This is a genomic window from Streptomyces thermodiastaticus (assembly GCF_014656135.1).
Taxonomy (GTDB): domain Bacteria; phylum Actinomycetota; class Actinomycetes; order Streptomycetales; family Streptomycetaceae; genus Streptomyces; species Streptomyces thermodiastaticus.
Genome location: NZ_BNBV01000033.1, coordinates 23250 through 40971 on the forward strand (window position 1 = coordinate 23250; position 17722 = coordinate 40971).

The 17722-nt window shown below is 72.8% G+C and carries 14 protein-coding genes and 1 pseudogene; 9 read left to right on the forward strand and 6 right to left on the reverse strand.

Translation table 11 applies throughout. The features are described 5' to 3' along the window. Positions 1 to 18: 18 nt before the first annotated feature. From IE286_RS23480 to rhaI, 3 genes are read right to left on the reverse strand one after another with little or no spacing between them, the layout of a single operon-like run. A complete protein-coding gene (locus tag IE286_RS23480; protein ID WP_372462535.1) occupies positions 19 to 1461 on the reverse strand; it encodes a rhamnulokinase in 1443 nt (480 codons plus the stop codon). An 8-nt stretch (positions 1462 to 1469) separates the two neighbouring features. After that, the gene (locus IE286_RS23485; RefSeq protein WP_189798770.1) at positions 1470 to 3509 is read right to left on the reverse strand and encodes a bifunctional aldolase/short-chain dehydrogenase; all 2040 of its coding nucleotides are present in this window, start codon (positions 3507 to 3509) and stop codon (positions 1470 to 1472) included. 48 nt (positions 3510 to 3557) lie between these two features. Then, positions 3558 to 4718, reverse strand: coding sequence for an L-rhamnose isomerase (gene rhaI, locus IE286_RS23490; RefSeq protein WP_189798771.1), 1161 nt, complete (start codon positions 4716 to 4718; stop codon positions 3558 to 3560). Between the two features lie 378 nt (positions 4719 to 5096). Between rhaI and IE286_RS23495 the strand changes: the two genes are divergently transcribed. The 8 genes from IE286_RS23495 to IE286_RS23530 all read left to right on the forward strand — a co-directional run bounded on the left by IE286_RS23495 (position 5097) and on the right by IE286_RS23530 (position 13757). Continuing rightward, entirely contained in the window at positions 5097 to 6611 is a 1515-nt protein-coding gene (locus IE286_RS23495) for a sugar ABC transporter ATP-binding protein (RefSeq protein WP_189798772.1), read from the forward strand. After that, on the forward strand, positions 6608 to 7648 hold the full coding sequence (locus IE286_RS23500; RefSeq protein ID WP_189798773.1) for an ABC transporter permease: 1041 nt from the start codon (positions 6608 to 6610) through the stop codon (positions 7646 to 7648). The genes IE286_RS23495 and IE286_RS23500 overlap by 4 nt, the downstream gene beginning before the upstream one ends. Further along, positions 7641 to 8654, forward strand: coding sequence for an ABC transporter permease (locus tag IE286_RS23505; RefSeq protein WP_189798774.1), 1014 nt, complete (start codon positions 7641 to 7643; stop codon positions 8652 to 8654). The genes IE286_RS23500 and IE286_RS23505 overlap by 8 nt, the downstream gene beginning before the upstream one ends. Positions 8655 to 8692: 38 nt before the next feature. Continuing rightward, on the forward strand, positions 8693 to 9775 hold the full coding sequence (rhaS, locus tag IE286_RS23510) for a rhamnose ABC transporter substrate-binding protein (protein ID WP_189798775.1): 1083 nt from the start codon (positions 8693 to 8695) through the stop codon (positions 9773 to 9775). 116 nt (positions 9776 to 9891) lie between these two features. Next, entirely contained in the window at positions 9892 to 10212 is a 321-nt protein-coding gene (locus IE286_RS23515) for an L-rhamnose mutarotase (protein WP_189798776.1), read from the forward strand. A gap of 86 nt (positions 10213 to 10298) precedes the next feature. Then, complete coding sequence (locus IE286_RS23520; protein WP_189798777.1) at positions 10299 to 11327, forward strand: LacI family DNA-binding transcriptional regulator; 1029 nt, start codon at positions 10299 to 10301, stop codon at positions 11325 to 11327. Positions 11328 to 11430: 103 nt separating this feature from the next. Then, positions 11431 to 12732 (forward strand): alpha/beta fold hydrolase, encoded by a 1302-nt coding sequence (locus tag IE286_RS23525; RefSeq protein ID WP_189798778.1) that lies wholly within the window; start codon positions 11431 to 11433, stop codon positions 12730 to 12732. A 299-nt stretch (positions 12733 to 13031) separates the two neighbouring features. Then, a complete protein-coding gene (locus IE286_RS23530; RefSeq protein WP_189798779.1) occupies positions 13032 to 13757 on the forward strand; it encodes a DUF2470 domain-containing protein in 726 nt (241 codons plus the stop codon). A gap of 76 nt (positions 13758 to 13833) precedes the next feature. On the opposite strand, the gene IE286_RS23535 is transcribed toward IE286_RS23530, so the two are convergent. Beyond that, the gene (locus tag IE286_RS23535; RefSeq protein ID WP_189798780.1) at positions 13834 to 15057 is read right to left on the reverse strand and encodes an aromatic acid exporter family protein; all 1224 of its coding nucleotides are present in this window, start codon (positions 15055 to 15057) and stop codon (positions 13834 to 13836) included. A 115-nt stretch (positions 15058 to 15172) separates the two neighbouring features. Next, a complete protein-coding gene (locus tag IE286_RS23540) occupies positions 15173 to 15667 on the reverse strand; it encodes an FBP domain-containing protein (RefSeq protein WP_189798781.1) in 495 nt (164 codons plus the stop codon). A gap of 349 nt (positions 15668 to 16016) precedes the next feature. Here IE286_RS23540 and IE286_RS23545 point away from each other — a divergent pair, with 349 nt between their 5' ends. Continuing rightward, positions 16017 to 17324, forward strand: coding sequence for an ROK family transcriptional regulator (locus IE286_RS23545; protein ID WP_189798782.1), 1308 nt, complete (start codon positions 16017 to 16019; stop codon positions 17322 to 17324). Positions 17325 to 17326: 2 nt separating this feature from the next. Here IE286_RS23545 and IE286_RS23550 read toward each other — a convergent pair. After that, positions 17327 to 17714: pseudogene (locus IE286_RS23550) on the reverse strand (SAM-dependent methyltransferase); the annotation flags it as partial. Positions 17715 to 17722: the final 8 nt, after the last annotated feature.

Consider the following 17722-nt stretch of genomic DNA (forward strand, 5'->3'; position numbering starts at 1 on the left):
CGTGGCGGGCGCACCCGCTCACCCCTGCCGGGCGCCGAGCCGGTCCTCGGCCGTCCGCCACACGGCGGCGTCACCCCGCGGCGCGTACCGCTTGAGCGGCTGGGTGCCGGCGAGCAGACGCCGCATGCCCGTACGGTCGCCGACCAGGTGATGAGCCCACGCCTGCACCAGCACGTTGCCCAGGGCCGCCGCCTCCGCCGGGCCCGCCACCACCGGCAGCCCGCAGGCGTCGGCGGTCAGCTGGCACAGCAGCGCGTTGCGGGCGCCGCCGCCCACGATGTGCACCACGTCCACCGGACGGTCCGCGAGCCGCTGCGCCTCGGCGAGGGCCCTGCGGTGGGCCAGGGCGAGGGAGTCCAGGATGCAGCGCGTGACTTCGGCGGGGGTGTCCGGCACGGGCTGTCCCGTCGCCCGGCAGGCGTCCGCGATCCGCTGCGGCATCCGTCCCGGCGCGAGGAACGCCCCGTCCTGGGCGTCCACCACCGACCGCAGCGCCGGCACCTCGGCCGCCTGCCGCAGCAGTGCCCCGAGGTCGGGCTCGCCCCACTCCCGCAGGCACTCCTGCAGCAGCCACAGGCCCATGATGTTGCGCAGATAGCGCACCGTGCCGTCGATGCCCAGCTCGTTGGTGAAGTTCGCGGCCCGGCTGTCCTCGGTGAGCACGGGCGCGTCCAGCTCCAGCCCGGCCAGCGACCAGGTGCCTGTGCAGATGTACGCGAAGTGCTCCGCCACGGCGGGCACCGCGGCCACCGCGGACGCCGTGTCGTGCGAGGCCACCGTCGTCACCGGCACCGGACCGCGCAGCCCGGTCTGCTCCAGGACCTCCGGGAGCAGCACGCCCGCGGGGTCGCCCGGGCGGCGCAGCGGTGCGAACAGGCCCAGGTCGATGCCGAGCCGGGCGGCGACCCCGGAGGACCAGGTGCGGGTGCGGGGGTCGACGAGCTGGGTGGTGGAGGCGTTGGTCAGCTCCGTGCCCTGCTCGCCGGTCAGCCAGTACGCCAGCAGGTCCGGGATCAGCAGCAGGCGCCGCGCCTGCGCGAACTGCGCGGTCCGCCGGGCCGCGGCGAGCTGGTACAGGGTGTTGAACGGGGCGTACTGCAGCCCGGTCGCCGCGTACAGCTCGTCCGGCGGCAGCGTGGCCCACACCTGCTCCGCGACGCCCTCGGTGCGGGTGTCGCGGTAGTGCACCGGGTTGCCCAGCAGCGCCCCGTCGGCGTCCAGCAGTCCGTAGTCCACGGCCCAGCTGTCGATGCCCACGGAGTCCACCGCCCCTGCCGCCCGCAGCCCGTCCAGCACGCCCGCGTACAGCGCGAGGACGTCCCAGCGCAGCCCCTCGGGGATGCGCACCGGCCGGTTCGGGAAACGGTGGGCCTCGCTCAGCTCCAGCAGGCCGGGACCCACGCGGCCGGTCATGACGCGCCCGCTGGACGCGCCGAGGTCGACCGCCGCGTAGGTCCGCACGCGCCCGCTCACCGCAGGAAGGCGGCCGCGACGCCGGCGTCGACCGGGACGATCAGGCCGGTGGTGTGGCTCAGATCCCCGCCGGTCAGCGCGAAGACGGCGTTCGCCACGTGCTCGGGCAGCACCTCGCGCTTGAGCAGGGTGCGCTGTGCGTAGAACTCGCCCAGCTTTTCCTCCGGCACCCCGTACACCGCCGCCCGCTGGGCGCCCCAGCCGCCCGCGAAGATGCCGGAGCCGCGCACCACGCCGTCCGGGTTGATCCCGTTGACGCGGATGCCGTGCTCGCCCAGCTCGGCGGCGAGCAGCCGCACCTGGTGCGCCTGGTCGGCCTTGGCCGCGGAGTAGGCGATGTTGTTCGGGCCGGCGAAGACGGCGTTCTTGGAGGCGATGTAGACGATGTCGCCGCCCATGCCCTGCGCGGTCATCACCCGGGCCGCCTCGCGCGAGACGAGGAAGGAGCCGCGGGCCATGATGGTGTGCTGCCGGTCCCAGTCCTCGGCGGTGGTCTGAAGCAGCGGCTTGGAGATGGAGATCCCGGCGTTGTTCACCACCAGGTCCACCCCGCCGAAGGCGAGCACCGCCTCCTGGAACGCGGCGGCGATCTGCGCCTCGTCGGTGACGTCCACCGTCACGGCGACCGCCGTGTCGGGCCCGCCCAGCTCCTCGGCGACGGCCGCGGCGCTGCCGGCGTTCACGTCGGCGACCACGACACACGCGCCCTCGGCGGCCAGCCGGTGCGCGATGGCCCTGCCGATGCCGCTGCCCGCCCCGGTGACCAGGGCGATCCGTGTGGCCAGCGGCTTGGGCTCCGGCATCCGCCGCAGCTTGGCCTCCTCCAGCTCCCAGTACTCGATGCGGAACTTCTCCGCCTCGTCGATCGGGGCGTACGTCGAGACGGCCTCGGCGCCGCGCATCACGTTGATGGCGTTGACGTAGAACTCGCCGGCCACCCGCGCGGTCTGCTTGTCCTTGCCGAAGGAGAACATGCCGACGCCGGGGATCAGGACGACGGCCGGGTCGGCGCCGCGCATCGCGGGGGAGCCGGCGGTGGCGTGCCGCTCGTAGTAGGCGGCGTACTCCGCGCGGTAGGCGGCGTGCAGCTCCTTCAGCCGGGCCACGGCCTGCTCCAGCGGCGCGGTCGGCGGCAGGTCGAGCACCAGCGGGCGGACCTTGGTGCGCAGGAAGTGGTCGGGGCAGGAAGTGCCGAGCGCGGCGAGCCGCGGATGCTCGGCGCGGGAGAGGAAGTCCAGAACGACGTCGGTGTCGGTGAAGTGCCCGACCTGCGCACGGTCCTGCGAGGCCACGGCCCGCACGTAGGGCGCCAGTTGAGCAGCCCGCGCCCGGCGCTCGGCGTCGGGCAGCGGCTCGTAGCCCTCGATCACCGGCCCGAACGGCTCGGCCTTGCCGCGCTCGGCGAGGAACGTCTCGGCGGTGCGGATGATGTGCAGCGAGTTGCGCTCGCACTCCTCGGAGGTCTCGCCCCACGCGGTGATGCCGTGCCCGCCGAGGACGCAGCCGATGGCCTGCGGATGCGCCTTCCTGATCGCGGCGATGTCCAGGCCCAGCTGGAAGCCGGGCCGCCGCCAGGGCACCCACACCACCGACTCGCCGAAGCACTCGGCGGTCAGCTTCTCCCCGTCGGCGGCGCAGGCCAGCGCGATCCCGGAGTCGGGGTGGAGGTGGTCGACGTGCGGGGCGTCCACCAGCCCGTGCATGGCGGTGTCGATGGAGGGCGCCGCGCCGCCCTTGCCGTGCAGGCAGTAGTCGAACGCGGCGACCATCTCGTCTTCGCGTTCGACACCGGGGTAGACCTCGGTCAGCGCCCGCAGCCGGTCCAGCCGGAGCACGGCGAGACCGGCCTCGGTGAGGGTGCCGAGGTCCCCGCCGGAGCCCTTGACCCACATCAGTTCCACGGCGCCGCCGGTGACGGGGTCGGTGGCGGTGCCCTTCGCGGAGGCGTTGCCGCCGGCGTAGTTGGTGTTGCGGGGATCGGAGCCGAGCCGGTGGGATCGGGCCAGGAGGGCCTCGGCCTGAGGGTGCAGTGCCATGGGAAGTCCTTCAGGTGTCGTGGGTGCGTGGGTGGGTCGGGGCGGTGCTCAGGCGCCCCACCCGGCCTGCTGTCCGCCGACCCGCTCGGCGACGATCTTCTCCGCCCAGCCGGAGCGGGCGTAGGCCGCCAGCGGGTCGGGGTCGAGCCCCATCTCCTCGCGCACCTCCCGCAGCAGCGGCCTGACGTCCGTGTGGTAGGCGTCCATCAGCACCGCGTTCGCCCCGAGCACGTCGCCCGCGGCCTGCGCGGCGGCCAGCGCCTCACGGTCCACCAGCAGCGCCTTGGCCGTGGCCTCCTGAACGTTCATCACCGAGCGGATGATCGCCGGGATCTTGGGCTCGATGTTGTGGCACTGGTCGAGCATGAAGGCGACCTCGGGGGTGAACCCGCCGCCGCGCACCACCTCGAACATGATGCGGAACAGCTGGAACGGGTCGGCGGCCCCGACCATCAGGTCGTCGTCGGCGTAGAAACGCGAGTTGAAGTCGAAGCCGCCGAGCCGCCTCTCGCGCAGCAGCGTCGCCACGATGAACTCGATGTTGGTGCCCGGCGCATGGTGTCCCGTGTCCACCACGACCTGCGCCTTGGGCCCGAGCTTGAGGCAGTGCGCGTAGGCGGTGCCCCAGTCGGGGACGTCCGTGGCGTAGAAGGCCGGCTCGAACAGCTTGTACTCCAGCAGCATCCGCTGCCCCTCGCCGAGCCGCTCGTACACCGTCGCCAGGCCCTCGGCGAGACGGTCCTGCCGGGCCCGGAGGTCGTCCTGGCCGGGGTAGTTGGTGCCGTCGGCGAACCACAGTTTCAGATCCCGCGAACCGGTGGCGTCCATGATGTCGACGCACTCGAAGAGATGGTCGACCGCCTTGCGGCGCACGGCCGCGTCCGGGTGGCAGATGCTGCCGAGCCGGTAGTCGTCGTCCTGGAAGGTGTTGGAGTTGATCGCGCCCAGCCTCACCCCGCGCTCCTCGGCGTACCGGGCCAGGGCGGCGTAGTCGTCCACCCGGTCCCACGGGATGTGCAGCGCCACGGTCGGGGCGACGCCGGTGAACTCGTGCACCTTCGCCGCGTCGTCCAGCTTCTCCTGCGGGCTGCGGGGCACACCCGGCTGGGTGAACACCTTGAAACGGGTCCCCGAGTTCCCGTACGCCCACGACGGCGTCTCGACGGCCTGGGTCTTCAGCGCGGCCTTCACCGCGGCTAGCTCGGTCACTGCAGGGCTCCTGTGACGTCGGGTCGGAATGCTGGCCGGGCCGGGCCCTGTCCCGACGCCGCGCAACCCGCCCTCCGGGCGGACGCCGCGCGGCCGACGACGACAGCTGGGCTCGGTGTGGAGCTGACTCGTTGTGAAACGATTCAGGAACGGAAGCTAGGGGCCTGCGGCAGGGGTGTCAACCCCTCTGCGGCACCCGGTTCCCCGTGACTCCTCCGTGACCTGTGAAGCAGGTGACCATGGTGCGGGCCCTGGGCAAAAATCTCGAGCCCCACCCATTGACGCGACCTGGGCCGCATGCCTAACGTCCCGGCAACCAAGTTGAAACCTTTCACGACGCACAGCGGCGATGTCGCCGGCGTCGTCGAGGAGCTCCCCATGACCCACCCGTCCGACACGGGTCCGGCCCCGGTGCTGGCACTGAAGGACATCTCCAAGTCCTTCGGCGCGGTGCGTGCCCTCAGGAACGTGTCCCTGGAGCTGTTCCCGGGGGAGGTGCACGCCCTCGCCGGAGAGAACGGCGCGGGCAAGTCGACCCTCATCAAGACCCTCGCCGGGGTGCACCGGCCGGACGCCGGCCAGGTGCTGCTCGACGGCGAGCCGGTCGTCTTCCACGGCCCCAAGGACGCCCGGGACGCGGGCATCGCCGTCATCTACCAGGAGCCGACACTCTTCCCCGACCTGTCGATCGCCGAGAACATCTTCATGGGCCGCCGGCCCCGGCGCGCCCTCGGCCGCATCGACCACAAGGCCACCCGCGAGGCCACCCAGGACCTGATGCGCCGCCTCGGCGTCGACCTCGACCCCGACCGGCCCGCACGCGGCCTGTCCATCGCCGACCAGCAGATCGTGGAGATCGCCAAGGCCCTCTCCTTCGACGCCCGCGTCCTGGTCATGGACGAACCCACCGCCGCCCTGACCGGCAGCGAGGTCGCCCGGCTGTTCACCGTCGTGCGCACCCTGCGCGAGCAGGGCGCCGCCGTGCTGTTCATCTCCCACCGCCTGGAGGAGATCTTCGCCATCTGCCAGCGGGTGACGACCCTCAGGGACGGCTCCTGGGTCGCCAGCGAGCCCCTGGCGGGCATGACCGAGGACGACCTGGTGCGCCGCATGGTCGGCCGCGACCTCGACGAGCTCTACCCCAAGCAGGACGTCACCCCGGGCGAGGTCGCGCTCAGTGTGCGCCGGCTGACCCGCGAGGGCGTCTTCACCGACGTCTCCTTCGAGGTGCGGCGCGGAGAGATAGTGGGACTGGCCGGGCTGGTCGGCGCCGGACGCACCGAGGTCGCCCGGGCCGTGTTCGGCATCGACCGCTGGGACGCCGGCGAGGTCGAGGTCGACGGCCGCAGGCTCACCAACGGCGCCCCCTCCACCGCGATGGCCGCCGGGCTGGCCCTGGTCCCCGAGGACCGCCGCGCCCAGGGCCTGGTGATGGACATGTCCATCGAGCGCAACATCGGCCTGACCGGCCTGCGCACCACCGTGCGGGCCGGATTGGTCAGCCGCGGCGCCGAACGCCGGCGCTCGCTGGACTGGGCGGTGAAACTCCAGGTCAAGTACGCCCGGATCGCGGACGCCGTCTCCACCCTGTCCGGCGGCAACCAGCAGAAGGTCGTCCTCGCCAAATGGCTGGCCACCCAGCCGAAGGTGCTCATCGTCGACGAACCCACCCGCGGCATCGACGTCGGCACCAAGGCCGAGGTGCACCGGCTGCTGAGCCGGCTGGCCGCCGACGGCGTCGCCGTCCTGATGATCTCCTCCGATCTGCCCGAGATCCTCGGGATGGCCGACCGCGTGCTCGTCATGCACGAGGGCCGGCTCACCGCCGAGATCCCCCGCTCCGACGCCACCGAGGAAACCGTGATGGCCGCAGCCACGGGGAGGGCCGCGTGACCGTGACCGCTCCCGAGCCCGCATCCGCCGCCGCGCCGCCCACCGGCGGCGGCACCCGCCTGCTGGACCGCATCGCCACGATGCGCGAACTCGCCATTCTCGTCGTCTTCGTGGTGATGATCGCCGTCACCCAGGCCGGCAACAGCGCGTTCCTCTCCGAGCAGGGCATCAAGGACCTGCTGCTGAACGCCACCATCCTGGTGCTGGTCGCCACCGGCCAGTCGCTCGTCGTCATCACCCGCAACGTCGACCTGTCGGTCGGCTCCGTCCTCGGCATCACCGCCTTCGCGGCCGGCGACTTTCTGCACGGCGGCGGCAGCCCGGTGGTGGCCGTCCTGCTGGCCGTCCTCCTCGGTGTCGCCTTCGGCCTGCTCAACGGGCTCCTCGTCAGCCTCGGCCAGGTGCCCGCGCTGGTCGTCACCCTCGGCACGCTGTACATCGTCCGCGGCATCGACTCCCTCTGGGTGGGCTCCCGCCAGATCACCGCGGCCGACCTGCCCGGCTCCTTCGTGGACTTCGGCTCCGGCGGCTTCGGCGCGGTGCCGTACCTGGCGTTGATCGCCCTGGTCGTGCTGGTGGCGACGGCGTACTACCTGAAGAACTACTCCGGCGGCCGCGAGCTGTACGCGCTCGGCTCCAACCCGGAGGCCGCACGCCTGGCCGGCATCCCGGTCCGCAAACGGATCCTGGCCGCCTACACCGTCTGCGGCGCGCTCGCCGGACTCGCCGGGGCGATGTACCTCGCCCGGTTCGGCAACGTCGACTCCGGCACCGGCAACGGCTACGAACTCACCGTCGTCAGCGCCGTCGTCGTCGGCGGTGTGGTCTTCACCGGCGGCTCCGGCAGCGTCTACGGCGCGGCCCTGGGCGCCCTGCTGCTGACCTCGATCAACAGCGTGCTGCCCGCCCTCGGCGTCAGCTCCGTGTGGGTGCTCGCCATCAACGGCATCCTGCTCCTGCTCGCCATCGCGGCCGACCGGGTCGTCGCCCTGCGGGTCGCCGCGGCCCTGAAGAAGAGGAACGCCCGCCATGCCTGAGTCTCTGACGCGCGCCGTCCGGTGGGACACCGTCGTCGGCGCCCTGCTGATCGTGGTGCTGCTGTTCTCCTTCGGCTTCGTCGACGGCTTCGGCAACGCCCTGAACCTGTCGTTCCTCATCGGCAACACCCTGCCGATCGCGCTCATCGCCCTGCCGATGACCCTGCTCGTCGTCTCCGGCGAGATCGACCTGTCGGTCGCCTCCACCGCCGGCCTGTCGGGCGCGGTGATGGGCTCCCTGTGGAACCACGGCATGGCCATCGAGACGATCATCCCGCTGTGCCTGGTGCTCGGCGCGGTGTGCGGCCTGGTCAACGGCCTGCTGGTGACCCGCCTCGGGCTGCCCTCGCTCGCTGTCACGATCGGCACCCTGGCCGCCTACCGGGGCATCGCGCAGATCGTGCTCGGCTCCGACGCGGTCACCGACTTCCCCTCGCAGTACCTGGACTTCGCGGCCGGACGCGTCGGCGACACCTTCCTGCCGCAGGCCTTCCTGCCCTTCCTCGTCCTGCTGGCCCTCGCCGTCGTCACCCTGCACGCCACCCCGTTCGGACGGTCGCTGTTCGCGATCGGCGCCAGCGAGGAGGCGGCGCGGTTCGCCGGCATCCGCGTCAAGCGCGGCAAGCTGATCCTGTTCACCGCCACCGGCCTGATGTCCGCCCTCACCGGCGTCTTCTGGGCCCTGCACTACGCCAGCGCCCGCTACGACAACGCCACCGGCCTGGAACTGTCGGTCGTCGCCGCCGTCCTGCTCGGCGGCATCGACTTCGACGGCGGCAAGGGCACTCTCGGCGGCGCGATCGCCGGGGTGTTCCTGCTCGGCACGCTGCAGAACGTGATGAGCCTGCTCAACGTCTCCGCCCAGTCCCAGATCGTCGTCACCGGCGTCCTGCTCGTCGTCTCCGTGCTCGGCCCCCGCGTCGCACGTCAGATCTCCCTCGCCCGGGCCGGCCGCAAGGCGGCCGCCGCCCGCCCCGGCGCCGGGACACCCACCACGACCTCGTGACCCCCGCCCGCGCTTACACACACGTCAAGGAACCCGTCATGCGTCACGCCTCCCTCCGCCGCACCTGTGCGGCCCTGGCCGCCGCCACGTCGCTCGCCGTGGCCCTCACCGCCTGCGGCGGCACCACCAAGAAGGACGTCCAGAACGAGGGCGGTGCCGCAGCCACCGCCGGCAAGGCCGACCCGGACGCCGCCCTGAAGAAGGGCCTGACCGTCGGCTTTCTGCCCAAGCAGGTCAACAACCCCTACTTCACCACCGCCGACAACGGCGGCAAGAAGGCCCTGCGGGAACTGGGGGAGACGTACAAGGAGGTCGGCCCCTCCAGCGCCACCGACACCTCCGGCCAGGTCTCCTACGTCAACACCCTCACCCAGCAGCAGGCCGACGCCATGGCCGTCTCCGCCCAGGACCCCGGCGCGCTGTGCACCGCGCTGAAGCAGGCCATGAAGAACGGCATCAAGGTCGTCACCTACGACTCCGACACCAAGCCCGACTGCCGCAACGTCTTCGTCTCCCAGGCCTCCGCCGAGGACCTCGGCCGCACCGAGGTGCAGCTGCTCGCCGAGCAGATCGGCTACAAGGGCAAGATCGCGATCCTGTCCGCCGCGCAGACCGCCACCAACCAGAACACCTGGATCGGCTACATGAAGGAGGAGCTGAAGGACCCCAAGTACAAGAACATCGAGCTGGTCAAGATCGCCTACGGCAACGACGACGCCCAGACGTCCTTCCAGCAGACCCAGGGCCTGCTCCAGCAGTACCCGGACCTGAAGGGGATCATCTCCCCGACCACCGTGGGCATCAAGGCCGCCGCCCAGTACCTGTCCGGCTCCCGGTACAAGGGCAAGGTCAAGCTCACCGGTCTGGGCACCCCCGACGACATGCGCCGCTACGTCAAGGACGGCACCGTCGAGTCCTTCGAGCTGTGGGACCCGGCCAAGCTGGGCGAACTGGCCGCGCGCACCGCCGTCGCCCTGGCTTCCGGCCAGATCACCGGCAAGGAGGGCGAGACCTTCACGGCCGGCCCCATGGGCACGTACACCATCGGCAAGGACGGCGTGATCGACCTCGGCAAGCCGACGGTCTTCGACGCCGAGAACATCGACCAGTTCCACTTCTGAGCGTCCGTTGGCCCGTGGTCCCGGACGCGGTGCTCCGTCCGTCCGGGGCCCGTCGAACCCCCGGTCCGTCCGGGGCCCGTCGAACCCCCGTCACCTCCACCCGAAAGCGGCCTTTCATGCAACGCGTCTGTTTCCTCCTCAAGGTCCGCGAGGACAGGGTCGCCGAGTACCGCGAGCGTCATGCCGCCGTGTGGCCCGAGATGCGCGAGGCGCTGACGGCCACCGGCTGGCACAACTACTCGCTCTTCCTGCGCGACGACGGCCTGCTCGTCGGCTACCTGGAGACCGAGGACTTCGAGGCCGCGAAGGCGGGGATGGAGGCCACCGAGGTCAACGCCCGCTGGCAGGCCGAGATGGCGCCGCTGTTCGAGTCGCTGGACGGCAGCCGGCCCGACGAGGCCATGAAGCCGCTCACCGAGGTCTTCCACCTCGCCTGACCTCATGATCCGTACCGGTGCGGACGGGCGGTAATGTGAAGTGCCGCCCGCCGCTTCGGCCCTGTCTGTCTGGAGGTCTCCGCTCGATGACCCAGTCGGTGGGTATCAAGGACGTCGCCCGCGCCGCCGGTGTCTCCGTGGGCACGGTCTCCAACGTCATCAACCGTCCTGAGACCGTCGCCACCGCGACCCGCGCCCGCGTGCTGTCCGCGATCGAGCGGCTGGGCTACGTCCGCAGCGAGTCCGCGCGCCAGCTGCGCGCCGGCCGCAGCCGGATCATGGGACTGCTCGTGCTCGACATGGGCAACCCCTTCTTCGTGGACGTCGCCCGGGGCGCCGAGCGGGCCGCCCGTGAGGCCGGGCTCGGCGTGATGGTCTGCAACAGTGCCCAGAGCCCCGGGGAGGAGGCCGAGTACCTCTCGCTCTTCGCCGAACAGCGGGTGCGCGGCGTGCTGCTCACCCCCACCGACGCCACCGGCCGCAACCTCGCCGCCTTCCGCCGCCACAACATCCCGTTCGTGCTGGTCGACCGGGTCGCCGAGGGCGCCACCGAGTGCTCGGTGTCCGTGGACGACGTGGCCGGCGGCGCCCTGGCGGTACGGCACCTGGTGGACGCCGGGCACCGGTCCATCGCGTACGTCAGCGGCCCGCCCGGCCTCAACCAGGTCCGCGACCGGCGCACCGGCGCGCTCGACGCCCTGCGCGAGGCGGGCCTCGGCCCGGACGCGCTGCGCGAACTGCCCACCGAACGCCTGGACGTGGCCGCCGGCCGGGACGCCGGCGCCCGCATCCTCGGCCTCGCCGACCGGCCCACGGCGGTGTTCTGCGCCAACGATCTGCTCGCGCTGGGTGTGCTGCAGGCCATGTACGCGGCCGGCGTCGACGTCCCCGGCGACCTGGCCATCGTCGGGTACGACGACATCGAGTTCGCCGCCGCCGCGGCCGTGCCGCTCACCTCCGTCCGCCAGCCCGCCGCCACCATGGGCGCCATGGCGGCCCGGCTGCTGCTGGAGGAGACCGAGGCGCACCAGGGCACGTCCGGGCAGCACGAGCACCGCCGCGTGGTGCTCCAGCCGGAACTGGTGGTGCGCAGCTCCACCCTGCCGGGCCGCTGACCCGAGGGCGCGCGGCAAGAAAGACGGTCCCCGGAGTCCGACGCCGCAGAAATGTGTGCTGAACTGGGTCGCGGCCGTAGACCCTGCGCCCCGGGGAGATCCCTTGACTGTCACCTACCGCCAGCCCGGCGTCGTTCTCACCGACCACACCTTCACCGTGCCGCTCGACCACGACGACCCGGCGGGGGAGACCATCGAGCTGTTCGCCCGTGAGGTCGTCGCGAGCGACAAGGCGGACCACGACCTGCCGTGGCTGCTGTATCTGCAGGGCGGGCCCGGATTCGGGGCGAACCGTTTCATCGGCAAACAGGCCTGGCTCGGCCGGGCCCTGCAGGAGTACCGGGTGCTGCTGCTGGACCAGCGCGGCACCGGCCGCTCCACCCCCGCCAACCGCCAGACCCTCCCGCTGCGCGGAGGGCCGGCCGAACAGGCCGACTACCTGACGCACTTCCGCGCCGACTCCATCGTCCGCGACTGCGAGGCGATCCGCCCCCGCCTGACCGGCGGCGCCCCCTGGACGGTCCTCGGCCAGAGCTTCGGCGGCTTCTGCGCGGTGCACTACCTCTCCGCCCGCCCCGAGGGCCTCGCCGCCGCGCTGATCACCGGCGGGCTGCCCTCCCTCGACGCCCACGCCGACGACGTCTACCGCGCCGCCTACCCGCGCATCGAACGCAAGGTCGCCGCCCACTACGCCCGCTATCCGCAGGACGTCGAGCGCGTCCGCTGCATCGCCGACCACCTGCTCACCCACGACGTCGTGCTGCCCAACGGCTACCGCCTGACCGTCGAGGCCTTCCAGTCCCTCGGGATCATGCTGGGCACCGGCGACGGCAGCCACCGCCTGCACTTCCTGCTGGAGCACGCCTTCGTGCGCACCCCGGCGGGCCCCGCCCTGTCCGACGCCTTCCAGGAACAGGTCCTGAGCCAGCTGTCGTACGCCGCTCACCCCCTGTACGCCCTGGTCCACGAGGCCATCTACGGCCAGGACGCCCGGCCCACCGCCTGGTCGGCCGAGCGGGTGCGCGCGGAGTTCCCCCAGTTCGACGCCGCCAAGGCGCTGGCGGGCGACGAACCGGTGCTGTTCACCGGTGAGTCCGTGCACCCGTGGATGTTCGACTGCGACCCGGCGCTGCGCCCGCTGCGCGAGACCGCCGAGCTGCTCGCCGCCCGCACCGACTGGCGGCCCCTGTACGACCGGGGCCGGCTCGCCGCCAACGAGGTTCCGGCCGCCGCGGCCGTCTACCACGACGACATGTACGTCGACACCGCCCACGCGCTTCGGACCGCCCGCGCGATCCGCGGCCTGCGCACCTGGGTCACCGACGAGTTCGAGCACGACGGCGTCCGGGCCGGCGGTTCCCGCGTCCTGGACCGGCTGCTCGCCCTGGTCCGCGACGAGGTCTGACCCGTCCGGCCGCCTTCCCGACCGGTGGCCGGCGGCCGGGGCACGGCCCGGCGCGCCGCGGCGCGTGCCCGGTGAACCGTGTGCGGGGCCGTGCCCCGGGCCGCGCGCGGGGCGGTGCTCCGTGCACCCGTGCTCTGCCGGCGGGCCGGCCCCGAGCGGCGGTGCGGCGGGCCGGGGTCCGGCCCGCCCGCCCGCATCCGTACGCCCCCGGTGTGCCACCGAACGACGGCCCCCGCCGGTTGGCGCCTGCCCCGATCTCCGGTAGCTTAGGCAAGCCTAACCTTAGAGGAGGTTCCGGGATGGATGACAGCCAGTCGTGGGCCGCGATGCCGTCCGTGGCACAGCAGGCGCGATCGGTGCTCGCCACCGCCTTCTCCTGTGCCGTGACCGCCGCCGGCGGCCGGGAGGACGTCGTCGGTGCGCACACCGTGGCCGAGGACGGACGGGTGTTCCTGCGGGTGCCCGAGGACGGCCGGCTGAACGCCACCGTGACCTGCGCGCCACGGGGCGAGCTGCCCGCCGTGCTGGAGTTCGCCGACGTGGCACCCGTCCCCGTGCGCCGGCGCATCCGCGCCCGGCTGTGGCTCGCCGGACGGTTCGCGCCGGGAGAGGACCACCTCGTCTTCCGGCCGCAGCGCGTGGTGCTGCGGCGGCCCTCGGGCGCGGTCGTGGTCGACCCCGACGAGTTCGCCGCCGCCGCGCCCGACCCGCTGGCCGGTGCGGAGGCCCGGCTGCTCACCCACCTCGCCGACTGCCACCAGGACGCGGTGGACCGCCTCACCCGGCTCGTCCGCGCCGACAGCCTGCACGGCGCGGTCCGCGTGCGTCCCCTCGCGGTGGACCGGCACGGCCTGACCCTGCGCATCGAGCGGCCCCGCACCGACGGCGAGGTACGGCTCCCCTTCCACGCGCCCGCCGACGACGTCTCCGAACTCGCCGAACGCATGCACGTGCTGCTGTCCCAGGCGAGTGCCGAGACCTGCCCGCGCGCCCTGCAGCGGCAGCAGCCGGACGGCGAGGGGTGACGGCGGCGCCGCTCCGCCGCGGCGCGCACCGGTCCCGGTGCCGCCGGGTGCGGGGCGGCCCACCGCACGGCGTGTCTCACCTAGGGCCGCGCGCCGGCACCCCCAGCCGCTCGCCGATCCGGGCCAGGCGCGGCATCCGCTCGCGGCGCTCCCGGGTGAGCCGGTCCAGCTCCTCCAGCAGCCGGTTGGTCCGGTGCTCGATGTCCATCTCGTCCAGGATGCGGTTCACCTCGGTCAGCACCGCCCCCAGCAGGTGCCAGTGGCCGGTGTCCTGCTGCACCTCCCGCAGCAGCAGCTGGGCCAGCTTGTCCCGGGTGGCCGAGGCCTGCCGCAGCTCGGCGGCCAGCCGCTCCTCGGCCGACTCGGCGCTCAGCCGCACATCGGTGGTCACCAGCACCGCGTAGCTGACCACGGCGTCGGAGATCTCCGACAGCAACTGCTGGACCAGCGGCGCGGTCTGCGGGGAGAACAGCGGCTGCGGCGCGCGCTGCTTGGCCAGGTCGGCGAAGGTGCGCGACAGCACCCGCAGCACGACCGTGCAGATCTCCAGGGTGTCCAGCCCGGTGCGCAGCACCACCCGCGTCAGCAGCCCCTCGCGCACCCTTGGGTTGAGCCGCAGGCTGTCCTCGGCCTGTCGCAGAGCCGCGTCCACGTCGGCGATGGCGTGGTCCAGCCGGCGAGCCTCGTGCAGCCGGGCCGCCGCCCGCGCCACCGAGACGCCGTCGGCGGCCTCCTCGCCCATGTGCAGCATCAGCCGGCGCATCCGGCGCGCCAGCCCCTCGATCGACTCACCGGCCTCCTCGGTCCACACCGGGGGAGCCAGCAGCAGATTGCAGCCCATGCCGACCACCGCGCCGATCACCGTCTCCACGATGCGCGCCCAGGCCGTGCTGCCGACGCTGGTGACCCCCAGCACCAGCATGGCGCTGATCGCCACCTCTGCCACGAACTCGTCCACCCGCACCAGATGCCCGACGCCGAGCCCGGCCAGGATCACCAGGGCCAGGCTCCACCACGTCAGACCCACCAGCTGCGAGAAGGCGATCGCCACGAGCACGCCCGCCAGCACCGAGTTCACCCGGCGGATGCTCGTCTTGAGCGTGGCGAAGAGAGTGACCTGGACGACCAGCAGAGCCGTCAGCGGCGCGGTCAGCGGTGCCGGTTCCGGGCTGAGCCGCTTGGCGATCACATACGCCACCGTCGCCGCGACCGTCGACCGCAGCGCCTGGACGACGACGGGATCGCGGTGCCGGCGCAGCAGTCGTACCAACGACGCCGGCCACTGCCGTAGATCTCGCATTGGTGCGATCTTCCCCGTTCGGTGAAGGGCCGAACGTCTGTCGTCCTTCAGGCCGGACCGTGGACCGTGCCGCCGCGACGAGGCCGGCCGGGGCGGGGCGGCCGGCGGGCCGCCGTCACGCGTACAGCTTGTCGAGGAACGCCGCCAGGTTGCCCCGCGTCCGGTCGATCTGCTCCTGAAGGGTCAGGCTCTCCTGCAGGCGGCCGCCCCCCGCGGGCAGCTTCCTGCCGCGGACGTACAGCGAACAGGCCAGGTCGGCGCACAGGTACGCGCCGACGGAATGCCCCTCGCGTCCGGCCGCGCCCGCCTTGCGGGCGGTCATCAGCGCGACGCCGTCGCCGCGGTGGGTGGTCAGGCACAGCGAGCACATGCTGCTGTGCAGCACACCGCGCTGCGAGGACGGCAGCCGCAGGGCCACGCTCACCAGCCGGCCGTCCCGTTCGGTGACCACATAGCCGCGGTCCGGGGCGCCCGGGTCCCGCCAGCCGAGGAAGTCCAGGTCGTCCCAGGGGCGCTCGGCCAGGTCCCGGGGGACGAACAGCCGCTTGGCCTCGCCCTTGGAGCAGTTGACGAACGAGCTGCGGATCTCTGCCTCGGCGAGTGGCCTCATGGGTGGCTCCAGAGTCGTGGCCCGCGCACACGGCACGGTTCCTAAAGCTTTTAGGTTCGTTCCTAGGATAGACAGGGAAGGGGGCGGGTTCTCCACCGGATTTCCGCGGCCGGTGCATCTGGTGCGCCGGGCCGCGGTGCGCCGCTGATCAGGCGGCGCGGGGTGCCCGGGGACAGCGGGGTGTGCCCGGGGCTCTGTCGCCCAGGGGACGGGCCAGAAGGGGGAGGAGGAGAGGAGGGGAGAAAGAGACTTAATTTACTACGTTGAATAAGAGGAAGAGAAAGTCGCGTCGCGGTGTCTCGTGGCGGTATGTTGCAGCTCGGGCCGAGTTCGGGACAAAGGGAGCCACATGGCGGGGCGGAACGGGCGCACGGTGCGCGATCTCAGGCGGGGCAACCGGACGGCCGTGCTGCAACGGCTGTACTTCGACGGACCCCTCAGCCGCTTCGAGCTCGGCCCGGCGACCGGCCTCAGCTCCGGCTCGGTCAGCAATGTCGTGGCGGAACTGATCGCCGACGGGCTGGTGGAGGAGGCCGGCAGCGTCGGCTCGGACGGCGGCCGGCCGCGCACCCTGCTGCGGGTCGCCCGGGAGAGCGGGCACATGATCGGCGTGGACGTCGGCGAGACACGGGTCCGCGTCGAACTGTTCGACCTCACGCTGACCGAGCTGGCCCGCGCCGACCGCCCGCTGGCGCCTCAGCGGCCGGCGGCCACCGCCCAGCGCTATGACGTCGACGTGATCACCGGGCACATCCGGGACGGCATCGCCGAGGTGCTGGCCGCTGCCGGGCTGCCGCCCGAGCGGCTGCTCGGCGTCGGCATCGGCGTCCCCGGCATCGTCGAGCGCACCGAGGACCGGGGCGCGGTCGTGCACGGGCAGACCATCGGCTGGGACGCGGTGCCCCTGGAGAGCCTGCTGCGCGAGGCGTCCCCGCTGCCCGGCACCGTGCCGTACTTCATCGACAACGGCGCCCGGACGCTGGGCCAGGCCGAGATGTGGTTCGGCGCCGGGCGCGGGGCGGGCAACGCGGTCGTGGTGCTCTTCGGCTCCGGTGTCGGTGCCTGCGTGGTGACCCCGGAGGTGGACCGCGGCCGGGCCGTGGAGTGGGGACACCTGACGGTACGGGTGCGCGGCCGCCGCTGCCGGTGCGGAGCGCTCGGCTGCCTGGAGGCCTATGCGGGAGCGGAGTCGCTGCTGGCCCGCTGGCGGGAGGCGGGCGGGCGGCCGCCGGCGGACGCCGACGAGGAGACCGCGCTGTCCGCCCTGCTGGCCGCCGCCTACCCGCCGGACGGCACCCCCGCCGACCCGGTGGCGCTCGCGGTGCTGGAGGAGACCGCCGAGTACCTGGGGGCCGGGCTGTCCGACCTGATCAATCTCTTCCAGCCGGAGCGGATCCTCATCGGCGGCTGGGCCGGTCTGCAGCTCGGCGCCCGCTTCCTGCCCGCGGTCCGCCGTCACGCCGCCGCGTACGCGCTGCGCCACCCCGTGCGGAAGGTGACCGTGGACCTCGGCCGGCTCGGCCCGGACGCCGTCACGGTGGGCGCCGCGATCCTGCCGCTGGCCGACTTCTTCGCGCGCGGCGGCCGCCGCCTGGAACCGGAGCCTCCCGCGCGACGCCCGGCCTGGCAAGAGGCGCTGGCCGAACGCCGCGCGTAGCCGCCCTCGGGCGTGCTGGTCAGCAGCGCCTGGGCGTGACGGAGCACCAGCGGATCGTTGTCGACGCAGACGATGCGGGACTCGGGGGCGATGCGCTGGGCGACCTGGTGGGTGTTGTCGTAGGTGGGCAGTCCGGTGCCGATGTCGAGGAACTGGCGGATGCCGAGATCGCGGGCGACGAAGGTCACGGCACGGATCAGGTACTGGCGGGAGGCGCGGGCCATCGTCTCGATGGCGTGGGCGTGTGCGCGGTAGGCGTCGCCCGCGATCCGGTCGACCTCGTAGTTGTCCTTGCCGCCCGTCCAGTAGTTCCAGATGCCGGCCGAGTGCGGCACCGTCGTGTCGATCTGACAGCGCTTCCCGGTCTGGGGTGAGCAGGCCTTCTGCCATGGTGGACC